7 protein-coding genes are annotated in these 10,961 nt (G+C 61.1%); all 7 read right to left on the bottom strand.

The features are described 5' to 3' along the window. Positions 1-152: 152 nt before the first annotated feature. Positions 153-1,832, bottom strand: coding sequence for a SpoVR family protein (locus LPA37_RS01870; RefSeq protein WP_228976228.1), 1,680 nt, complete (start codon positions 1,830-1,832; stop codon positions 153-155). Beyond that, a complete protein-coding gene (locus tag LPA37_RS01865) occupies positions 1,829-3,100 on the bottom strand; it encodes a YeaH/YhbH family protein (protein ID WP_228976229.1) in 1,272 nt (423 codons plus the stop codon). Before LPA37_RS01865 ends, LPA37_RS01870 begins: the two co-directional genes overlap by 4 nt. 126 nt (positions 3,101-3,226) lie before the next feature. After that, on the bottom strand, positions 3,227-5,149 hold the full coding sequence (locus LPA37_RS01860) for a PrkA family serine protein kinase (RefSeq protein WP_228976232.1): 1,923 nt from the start codon (positions 5,147-5,149) through the stop codon (positions 3,227-3,229). Positions 5,150-5,793: 644 nt separating this feature from the next. After that, complete coding sequence (locus tag LPA37_RS01855; protein ID WP_229011194.1) at positions 5,794-6,555, bottom strand: 2-keto-4-pentenoate hydratase; 762 nt, start codon at positions 6,553-6,555, stop codon at positions 5,794-5,796. A 272-nt stretch (positions 6,556-6,827) separates the two neighbouring features. Further along, positions 6,828-8,573 carry a methyl-accepting chemotaxis protein gene (locus LPA37_RS01850; RefSeq protein ID WP_229011192.1) on the bottom strand — a complete coding sequence of 582 codons (1,746 nt, stop codon included), beginning with the start codon at positions 8,571-8,573 and terminating at the stop codon, positions 6,828-6,830. A gap of 213 nt (positions 8,574-8,786) precedes the next feature. Further along, the gene (rbsK, locus tag LPA37_RS01845; RefSeq protein ID WP_229011190.1) at positions 8,787-9,713 is read right to left on the bottom strand and encodes a ribokinase; all 927 of its coding nucleotides are present in this window, start codon (positions 9,711-9,713) and stop codon (positions 8,787-8,789) included. A gap of 53 nt (positions 9,714-9,766) precedes the next feature. Then, entirely contained in the window at positions 9,767-10,816 is a 1,050-nt protein-coding gene (locus LPA37_RS01840; RefSeq protein ID WP_229011189.1) for a LacI family DNA-binding transcriptional regulator, read from the bottom strand. Between the last annotated feature and the right edge of the window lie 145 nt (positions 10,817-10,961).

Genomic DNA, 10,961 nt, shown 5'->3' with positions numbered 1-10,961 from the left:
CTTTCGAAGCGCCTTTCTTTTGCTTACCTTTCTTTGGAAGACGCCCCGAAGGAAGTCCCCTTGGGGGGCAAAGAAAAGTAAGTGCCACCCCGCACAGGGGCAACACCAATAGACCGACACGAACACAAGGAAAGGCCAAAAAATACAGAACATCAAGCCCTGATCAAGGGCGCCACATACCGACATTCATACCGCTTCCTTACTGTCCCACTCTCATCAACGCTTTCGAGAAAAACGTCAAACTGCCAGAGGCGAGCCATATGCTTCAAAACCTCTTCACTGTCACCAGAGAGATGCCGGTTATCGCTCATGAAATGCCGAAGGGTCAAACTCCGGTCGCCACGCGTATTCACCGACCACACCTGAATATTCGGCTCACGATGATGCATATCGTACTGCCGCGACAACGCCTGCCTCACATACTGATACCCGCTCTCATCATGAATCGCGGAAACCTCAAGCGCATCCCGCATATCGTCATCGAGCACTGAAAACAGCCGCATCTCCCGAATCAGATGCGGCGAAAGATACTGCGCCACAAAACTCTCATCCTTGAAATTGCGCATCGCGTAATGCAGCGCTTCCAGCCACGGACTGCCGGCCAGTTCAGGGAACCATTGCCTGTCTTCGTCAGTAGGCGATTCGCAGATGCGCCGTATGTCGCTCATCATCGAAAAACCCAGTGCATACGGATTGATGCCGCTGTAATACGGCTTCGTCACCGGAGGCTGGTACACAACGTTGCTGTGCGAATGGAGAAACTCCATCATGAAGCCGTCTTCCAGCTTGCCCTGGTTATAGAGCGTGTTGAGCAACGTGTAATGCCAGAATGTCGCCCATCCTTCGTTCATGACCTGCGTCTGCCGCTGCGGATAAAAATACTGCCCCACCTTGCGGACGATCCGGATTACTTCCCGCTCCCACGGCTCAAGCAAAGGCGAATTCTTTTCCGCGAAATACAGCAGATTTTCCTGCGGCTCAGGCGGATAACGATCTTCCGTCTCCTCTGGCAATGCTTCCTTCTTCGAAGGCAACGTGCGCCACAATTCATTCACCTGCGATTGCAGGTACGCCTCGCGCTCGCGCCGTGCCGCCGATTCCTTCGATAGCGACAGCTTCTGCGGACGCTTGTAACGGTCCACGCCATAATTCATCAATGCATGGCACGAATCGAGCAGCTCTTCCACGCGATCGAGACCGAAGCGTTCCTCACATTCCGCGATGTAGTTTTTTGCGTAGACGAGGTAGTCGATGATCGCGTGGGCATCCGTCCAGAGCCGGAACAGATAGTTGCCCTTGAAAAACGAGTTGTGCCCATACGCCGCGTGCGCGATGACGAGCGCCTGCATCGTCATCGTGTTCTCTTCCATCAGATACGCGATGCACGGATTCGAATTGATGACGATTTCGTACGCAAGCCCCATCTGCCCGCGACGGTAGCTCTTTTCAGTGGAAAGATAATGCTTGCCGAACGACCAGTGCCGGTAATTGACCGGCATGCCGACGGACGCATACGCGTCCATCATCTGTTCGGAACTGATGAGTTCGAGCTGGATGGGATACGTGTCGAGCCCATACTGCTCCGCAACATGGGAAATGTGCGTATCGTATTCTTCGATGAGCTCGAAGGTCCAGTCGGACGGGCACGGCAGAGGCCGTCTATCGGCAACGTTCATACGGACTTCCCTTTGCCCTTCCACGGGCACCGCGGTTTGCCCAGGTGCTGCTGCTGCCCCGGCGGGGCCAGCGCTACCGGAATCCCTCTCCTTCGCGCTCTTGCCGCGCTCTGGCTTGTAGCCGCGCGCTTCATTGTGCAGATGTCGTGTTGTCATGAGGACGCCACCTGCTTTTCGAACAGTTCCCGGAAAACCGGGTAGATATCCGCTGCCGTTTCCACTTTCTTCATGGCCATCTGCGGCGCGCTCAGCGCGAGTTGCGCATATTCGAGCCACAGGTTCTGCTCTTCAGGCGTGACCTGAATATATGCAAAATAGCGCACCTTGGTCAGAATGTCATCTGCCAGCATCTTGCGGCACTTCGGCGAATCGTCAGTCCAATTGTCGCCGTCCGATGCCTGGGCGCCGTAAATATTCCATTCACTCGGCGAATAGCGGTCCTCCATCACCTTCGTCATCAGTTCGAGCGCGCTCGACACCACCGTGCCGCCGCTCTCCGTCGAATGGAAAAACGTGTCTTCGTCGACTTCCTCGGCACGCGTGTGATGACGGATGAACACCACTTCAATCCGCTCGTAGTTACGCTTGAGAAAGAGATACAACAGGATGAAAAAGCGCTTGGCCAGATCCTTGCGCTGCTCGTCCATCGAACCGGAGACATCCATCAGACAGAACATCACCGCCTGGCTCGACGGCTCCGGCTGCTTCACGCGGTTCACGTAACGCAGGTCGAACGGATCGATAAACGGAATGCGCCAGATGCGGCCGCGCAGATGATGGATTTCCTCTTCGAGCACCTTGATCTCGTCGCGACGGTCAGCCGGATCGGCCTTCATCTCTTCGAGCTGCTTTTCGAGTTCGTGCAGTTCGTTGACGAGCGGCGCACCGAGCGCGATGCGGCGGCCAAGCGCGCTGCGCAGCGAACGTACGACGTCGATGTTGTTCGGCGTGCCTTCGGCCGCCCAGCCTGCGCGGATACTTTTCCACGTCGGCACAGCGAGCAGATGCGTCTTCACAAGACGCGGCAGTTCGAGATCGTCGAAGAAATACTGCATGAATTCTTCGCGGCTCAGTTCGAATACGAAGTCGTCCTGCCCTTCGCCTTCGTTGCTTGCGCTGTTTCCGCCGCCACCACCGCCTCCGCCGCCGGGACGCGGAATCCTGTCGCCGCGGATATAGTCGGCGTTGCCGGGATGCACCATTTCACGCTTGCCGCCCGGTCCGTGCCGGAACGAAGGTTCCGCGATGTCCTTGCGCGGAATCGTGATGCTCTGCGTGTTCTGGATGTCCTTGATGCTACGGTCGCGAACCGCTTCCGATACGGCGCGACGAATATAGTTCTTTACGCGACGCAGAAAGCGTTCGCGATTTGCAATGCTCTTGTTCTTGCCTGCCAGCCTGCGGTCGATGATTTGATGAAGCACACCCGGTCTCCCGCTCGAATTTCTGGAGCGCGAGACGCAAGTTGCGCATGCAACCTCATGTCCATGCGGCTTGCGCCTCGCAAGGTGCCCGCGCCGTTGCGCGACGCAGGCCGTACGCCTTGTGTGTCATGACGACTTGCGTACGCGCAGATACCAGTCGCACAGGAGCCGCACCTGCTTCGGTGTGTATCCCTTCGCGACCATCCGGTTGACGAAGTCCTCGTGCTTGCGCTGTTCCTCCGCCGATCCCTTCGCATTGAACGAGATGACCGGCAAAAGTTCTTCCGTGTTCGAGAACATCTTCTTTTCGATCACGACACGCAGTTTCTCGTAGCTGATCCAGGCCGGATTTTTCCCGGCATTCGCAGCACGCGCGCGCAGCACGAAATTGACGATCTCGTTGCGAAAGTCCTTCGGGTTGCTGATACCCGCGGGCTTTTCGATCTTCTCCAGTTCGGCGTTGAGCGCGGCACGGTCGAAGCTCTCGCCGGTATCGTGATCGCGGAACTCCTGATCCTGGATCCAGAAGTCCGCATACGTCACATAGCGATCGAAGATGTTCTGCCCGTACTCGGAATACGACTCCAGATAAGCGGTCTGGATTTCCTTGCCGATAAACTCCGCGTAGCGCGAGGCCAGCACGTCCTTCACGAACGACAGATACTTCTGCTCCGTTTCCGGCGGGAACTGCTCGCGTTCGATCTGCTGTTCCAGCACGTACATCAGATGCACCGGATTCGCCGCGATTTCCGTCGAATCGAAGTTGAACACGCGCGAGAGAATCTTGAACGCGAAACGGGTCGACACACCCGTCATGCCTTCGTCGACGCCGGCGAAATCTCGATACTCCTGGAACGATTTGGCTTTCGGATCGGTGTCCTTCAGATTTTCGCCGTCGTACACCTGCATCTTCGAAAAGAGGCTCGAGTTCTCCGGTTCGTGCAGACGCGTCAGCACCGAGAACTGCGACATCATCTTCAACGTGCCCGGTGCGCATACCGCGTTCGACAGCGACGAATTGCGGATCAACTTTTCGTAGATCTTCATTTCTTCGCCGTAGCGCAGGCAGTACGGCACCTTCACGACGAAGATACGATCGAGCAGCGCTTCGTTGTTGCGGTTGTTGCGGAACGCCTTCCATTCCGACTCGTTCGAGTGGGCGAGGATGATGCCGTCGAACGGGATCGCGCCGAAGCCTTCCGTGCCCTTGAAGTTGCCTTCCTGCGTTGCAGTGAGCAGCGGGTGCAGCACCTTGATCGGTGCCTTGAACATTTCGACGAATTCAAGCAGGCCCTGGTTCGCGAGACACAGGCCACCGGAATAGCTGTATGCGTCAGCGTCGTCCTGTGCGTACTGTTCGAGCTTGCGAATGTCGACCTTGCCGACGAGCGAGGAAATGTCCTGATTGTTTTCGTCGCCCGGTTCGGTTTTGGCAATACCGATCTGCCGGAGAATCGACGGGAAGCGACGCACAACGCGGAACTTGCGGATGTCGCCGTTATATTCGTGAAGGCGTTTGACGGCCCACGGACTGAGAATGGTTTTGAGGTAGCGGCGTGGAATACCGTACTGTTCTTCGAGGATCGGACCGTCCTCGTCGTAATCGAAAAGCCCGAGCGGCGATTCGTTCACGGGCGACCCCTTGATCGCATAGAACGGCACACGTTCGGCCAGTTGTTTCAGACGTTCCGCAATCGACGACTTGCCGCCGCCGACCGGCCCAAGCAGATACAGGATCTGCTTCTTTTCCTCGAGCCCCTGAGCCGAGTGCCGGAAATACGCGACCACCTGCTCGATCACTTCTTCCATTCCGTAGAACTCACGGAACGCGGGGTATACCTTGATCACCTTGTTCGCGAAGATACGCGACGTACGCGGATCGTTACGGGTGTCGATCTGTTCGGGTTCCCCGATAGCTGTCAACATGCGTTCGCCCGCAGTGGCGTACGCGGCGGGATTGTCTTTGCAGAGCGCGAGATACTCCTCGAGCGAGAGTTCATCCTCCCGGGTTTTCTCGAAGCGGGTCGCGAAACTGCCGTAGATATCCATGCTACCTCCTCGCCGAAGTCTAGACCGATGTCGTGCGCGGCGCGCTAATCGGAAACAACATCGCTCGAATTCATCCTAAACCCTTTTAAATTTTTTTTCACGAACTACGTTGCGAAAATCGGCCCGCAACGGCGTCGTTACATTCGTCCCCTGGAAAAGCCATTTCGGGTCACCTACAATCTTCCGTCACACACAACGGTCCTGCGACCCCCAACGCAGCATTCGAATACGGCGCTATCGCTGACATTCGTGCTGTCGATACAGCATAAACGTTCTTCGGCCGCACAATCGCAAGCACGCGATGACGCTAATGTCTGCACACGCACATTACGCATGCGACTCATGTGCGCGCAACCACATTCACCCGCGACGCATCGTGTCCGCGCTTCACCGATCCGTGCCTCCGGCACTGCTTCTTTCCCTCAACGCGCGATCGGGGTGAATGGTGCACATAAACAGGTTTACGGCAGCTACAGGCACGCGCTGCAACTGGATGCAGTGCCTGTTACTTTTTCGCATGACGGAGTGTGTAACAGAGAGAAGGTGCGCGAGCGCGCATTGCAGCGCGTCGCGAGACGGGGCGGATCCTGGCACCCCGGATTCAAGGCACGTTCAAGGCACCTATAAGGCCCCCTTGAGGGCCCTTATGTCAGGACGATATCCACTTCACCGAGGCCGTAAATGCGCCCATGCACGGTGCCCGGCTGTTCGATGCGGTGGGCGCCGACGTACGTGCCGGTGGTGATGGTCCACTCAGGCTCGATTGCGATACCCATGGCAGCGCAATGGTTAACGAACCAGACGAGCAGTTCGCGCGGATCGCCGGCCGGATTACCGGTCGACCCGGGTACGAGCGACGCACCGTTGAAGGTCAGATCCAGTTCGGGCGAAACGAAGTCGAACGTGCGCGCAACGCCCGCGTAAGGCACGGACTGACCGGTAATGAGCGCGCCGTTGTTCTGCGCATCGGCCAGTTGCGCGAGCGGTGCGACCTCGGGCCAGTCCGCAAAGCGGCTGTCGACGATCTCGATGGCGGGCAGCACGGTACCGACACGCGCGAGCACCTCGTCGCGCGCATAGGCGACGTTGCGTGGCTCGATCGGTTCGGCGAAGCGAAAGGCGATCTCCAGTTCCAGCAACACGCGAAAGAACCCGCTGTGGGCGACGCTCGCGGGCGAGGCGATGACGCAGGGCGCTGGAATCGGGGCGCCCGAGGCGGCCGCGCCGGGGCTCTTCGCGCCGATTTTCCAGCCGCCCGTGGTGGTGCCCAGTCCAGCGATGACGGCCTGCTGGATCGCGTAGGCGCTGGCCGCATCGGGTGGCAGGCTGTCCAGTGACAGCCCTTCGACCGGGCGATGCTGCTGGCGCGCTTTCACGAGGCGTGTGGCGAGGTCGTATTGCGTCATGTAGGTCCCTTCCAGGCACGCTATCGCGCTTGATTGTGATTGACGACGTGTTCACTGCGTTGCAGTGGCATGATGCCCTGGACGGGCCCACCCATTCATGCCGCGAGAGCAACCTTCGCGCCCGACAATGTACCGGAAGCGCGTCGATCCTGGGTCACCTCATTATTCTGAATGGCGAAAAAAAGACCGTGATGGCCGGCACAAACCAGCAACCACGGTCTTTCGAGGGGACCTGCATGCGCCGCCGCCACGCTGCGGCAGCGCCGTGTTCTTCAGAAGGTTTCCCAGTCCTTGTCGCTGCCCGCTACTGCTACGGCCATGGCCGCGGCACGCGGTGCCGCGGCCAGCGCCGGTGCGGCGCTGGCGGGTCTCGCCGGCGTCGCCGGCGTCGCCCGGGCCACTTTGCTGGCCGGCACCGCCGTCGCCCGATGCACCGGCTTGCGTGCCGCGGCCACGACGCCCGATCCTGCCGGGCCATCTTCCAGATGAAATACGGAGACGGCCGTGCGCAGCCTGCCCGCCTGATCTTCCAGCGACTGCGCCGCGGCCGCTGCTTCCTCGACGAGCGCCGCGTTCTGCTGGGTCGCTTCGTCCATCTGCGTCACGGCTCGCGCGACCTGGTCAATGCCGCTGCTCTGCTCTTCCGAGGCCGCGGCGATTTCGCCCATGATATCGGTCACACGCTGCACCGCACCGATGATCTCGGTCATCGTGCGGCCCGCCTCGTCCACGAGCGCCGAGCCCGACTGCACGCGTTCCACCGACGTGTCGATCAGCTCCTTGATTTCCCTGGCTGCCGCCGACGAACGTTGTGCAAGGCTGCGCACCTCGCCTGCCACGACCGCGAACCCGCGCCCTTCCTCGCCCGCGCGGGCCGCTTCGACGGCCGCGTTCAGCGCCAGGATGTTGGTCTGGAACGCGATCCCTTCGATGATCGAGATGATGTCGGCGATCTTCGTCGAGCTCTGGTTGATGTCGCCCATCGTGCCGACGACCTGCCCGACCACCGCATTACCCCGGTTCGCGATCTCCGACGCATTGGCGGCCAGCGCGCTTGCCTGGCGGGCATTGTCGGCGTTCTGCTTGACGGTGCCCGTGAGCTCTTCCATGCTCGCCGCCGTTTCCTGCAGCGCCGAAGCCTGCTCTTCCGTGCGCGAGGACAGGTCGATGTTGCCGGCGGCGATCTGGCGCGTCGCCGTGGCGATCGATTCGCTGCCGGCGCGCACCGAGCGCACGGTCTCGATCAGGCTGCGCTGCATCCGGCCGACGCCTTCGAGCAGCTGGCCCATCTCATCGCGTGAACGCACCACAATCGGGCGCCGCAGGTCGCCTGCGGCGATTGCGTCGAAATGTCCGATGGCTTCGCCAAGCGGGCGGGCAATGGCGCCGCGCAGCGTAATGTACGAAAAGAACGCTGCCAGCAAGCCGGCGACAATCGCCACCGCGGTCACGATGCGAAACGTCGCGAAGCTCGACTGCGCGGCGTCGTAGCCGTCCTTCGCCTGGTTGAACTGGAACTTGCCGAGCGTCTCGTCCGCCGCCGACAGTTCGACGTGCGCTGCCTGCAGCTGTTTGGCCAGATCGAGAAGCTTTGCCTGGTCGCCGGCTGTGACCGCCGCGGCGAACGCATCTGCGACCTGATATTCGGCTGCGCGCTTGACGACGACATCCTGGGCGAGGCGGTCTTCCTCGGGTCCACGCGGCAGGTCCATGTATTTCTTCCACGCGTCTTCCGATATCGAGCGCATCAGACGCGCGCGCTCGAGGGTCTTGAGCGCGTCCGGCGTGCCGATCTGGAAGGCGGAGCGGTCGAGCGCGAGACGCTCGCGCGCGACATACAGTTCAGCGGTGCCGATATTCTTCGCGCTCGGCATCTGGTCGGTGAACGTGCTGCGATAGGCGTCGTTCGCCTCGCTCATGCCGGAAAGACCGAGTATGCCAATAGCGATCGACAGCGCGGCGAGAAACGCCATCGTCAAACCGATGCGCGCCTTGATGGTGATGCCCTTGTTCAACATGCTTCTTCCCGTATGCCATCGAATGAGAACTGGCATGCGCGACACCTGGATTCGCCGCGCACACGTTTGCTCCGGCGTAGATCCGTCGCTCTGGACGTGTTTACGGCACCCCTGAACAGGACTTGAAGTTTTTATATTGTCTGACTAATGCTGCGATGCATCGAGGTATAAATTACAAATAGCTGTCATCCGGGTTCCCGCCTGTCAGACTGGTTAACCCGTCATTTCCGCCTGATATGGAATCGAAGGCTGTGCGCCTTCACGCGTGACCGAGAGCGCCGCGGCCCGCTGCGCGAACCGGATCGCCGCGTCGACCGGCGCACCGGCTGCGAGTTGCGCCGCGAAGCCGCCGATGAACGTGTCGCCTGCTGCTGTCGTATCGACAGCGTTCACTTTCGGCGCGGCGTAGTGCGCGGATTCACCGTTTTCCAGCGCCACGTGGACGCCCTGCGCACCCAGTGTAACGAGCACGTTGCGCGCGCCCGCCTGGCGCAGCGCCGCCGCGGCCACGGCAGCCTCGTCGGGCGTGCTGGCCGGCAGGCCAGTCAGTGTCGTCGCTTCGAGTTCATTCGGAATCAGGTAATCGATGAGCTGAAACCAGTCGGACGGCAATGGTCCGACAGCCGGCGCCGGATTCAGGATGACGGTCTTGCCCATGCGCCGCGCCGTCGCAAGGGCTGCCTTGACGGTCTCAGGTGGCGTTTCCAGCTGGCATACGACGACATCCGCGGCGGCCAGCGCCGCTTCGTGGCGCGTGATGCTTGCCGGTGTGACTTCGCCGTTGCTGCCGGCCACGATCACGATCGCGTTCTGGCTGCCGTCGTCGACGATGATGAGCGCGACGCCGGTGGACGTGGAGTCGCTGGTTTCGAGCGCCGCGCAGTCGATGCCCTCGGTTTCGAGGCCGGCGCGCAGCTGCGCGCCGTTCGCGTCGGCGCCGACACAGCCGATCATCGCGACCTGCGCGCCGAGCCGCGCCGCGGCGACGGCCTGATTGCCGCCCTTGCCGCCCGCGACCTGCGCGAAGGCGTGTCCGGCGAGTGTCTCGCCCGGCCGCGGCAGACGCGGCGCCCGCGCGACGAGATCCATGTTCAGGCTGCCCATCACGGCAACCCGGCCGCGCGTTGCTGCTATTGCCACTTCCCTCTCCTTCAGTCGTTCAGAATCGCGGCGCCGCGCGGTAACCTGTGTGCTCAAAGGTTGCCCGTGTGGCTGCCGGCCGCGGCGTGACGGCGCGATGCGCTCATGAACGCCGAAGTCGACTCGCGGATGATCAGCCGCGGCGCGACGACGCGCCGGCGGGTCGGCGCGTCGGTGGCGCCCGTGATGCGTTCGAGCAGCGTCTGCGCGGCCATGTCGCCAAGCGCGCGCACCGATTGTCCGACCGTCGAAAGCGCCGGATACGTGAAGCGTCCCAGTTCGATATCGTCGAAACCGATGATCGAGCAGTCGCGCGGCACGCTGATACCGCGCTCGGCCGCGGCGCGCAGCGCGCCGATACCCATCATGTCGTTGCCCGCGAAAATCGCGCTTGGGGCCACCGTGTTGAACAGCTGGCTCGCTGCGCGATGCCCGCCCATCCCCGAAAAATCGCTTTCGACGATCGCGCCCGATGGAATCTCGATGCCGCGCTCCGTCATCGCGCGGATGAAGCCGTGCACGCGCATCGCGCTCACCGCGGTCGCGACGGGGCCTGTAATGCAGCCGACCCGTGCATGGCCCAGTTCGAGCAGATGCCGCGTCGCCAGATAGGCGCCCTTTTCATGGTCGATCTGAACCAGATCGGCGTTGAGCCCTTCGATGTTGCGATCGACGACCACGAGCGGCTCACGCGCGTCGGCAAGACTCTGCGCGAGCACGGAGTCGTCGCCGGCAGAGGCGATGATCAACCCGTCGATCCGCTTTTCCTGCAGCACGCGCAGGTAGTTGCGCTGCTTCGCGGGATCGTCGTCGGAATTGCAGAAGAACACGCAGTAGCCGTTGCGCGCGCAACCGTCCTCGACGCCGCGCGCAAGCTCCGCGAAATACGGATTCGTGCTGTTCGGCACCACGAGACCGATTGTCGCGGTCGCGCGCGCCTTCAGCGAGCGTGCAACCGCCGACGGCACATAGTGCAGCTGGCTGATCGCACGCTCTACCTTCGCGCGCACGTCGGCCGACACCGGCCGCGAATTGTTGACCACATGCGACACCGTCGTAAACGACACGCCGGCCACGGCCGCCACATCCTTGATCGTCGCCATAACCCGTTCCTCTCCTGCTCGTTCTTGTTGCTGACCGGTCTGTCACGCAATGCGTTCGCGCATGCGCGCCGGCTTTCTCAATCGATGACTGGCCCCAGTTTCATTTTGCTTCGACTGCTACTGCTACTGCCTTTACCACCCCACC

The organism is Paraburkholderia gardini, assembly GCF_907164545.1.
GTDB lineage: Bacteria > Pseudomonadota > Gammaproteobacteria > Burkholderiales > Burkholderiaceae > Paraburkholderia > Paraburkholderia gardini.
This window is presented reverse-complemented; position numbering and strand designations above follow the sequence as displayed.

Bases quoted from the DNA above. Each gene is read 5' to 3' on its own strand.
- LPA37_RS01870 (WP_228976228.1), bottom strand. From the start codon at position 1,832: ATGACAACACGACATCTGCACAATGAAGCGCGCGGCTACAAGCCAGAG.
- LPA37_RS01860 (WP_228976232.1), bottom strand. From the start codon at position 5,149: ATGGATATCTACGGCAGTTTCGCGACCCGCTTCGAGAAAACCCGGGAG.
- LPA37_RS01855 (WP_229011194.1), bottom strand. From the start codon at position 6,555: ATGACGCAATACGACCTCGCCACACGCCTCGTGAAAGCGCGCCAGCAG.
- LPA37_RS01850 (WP_229011192.1), bottom strand. From the start codon at position 8,573: ATGTTGAACAAGGGCATCACCATCAAGGCGCGCATCGGTTTGACGATG.
- LPA37_RS01840 (WP_229011189.1), bottom strand. From the start codon at position 10,816: ATGGCGACGATCAAGGATGTGGCGGCCGTGGCCGGCGTGTCGTTTACG.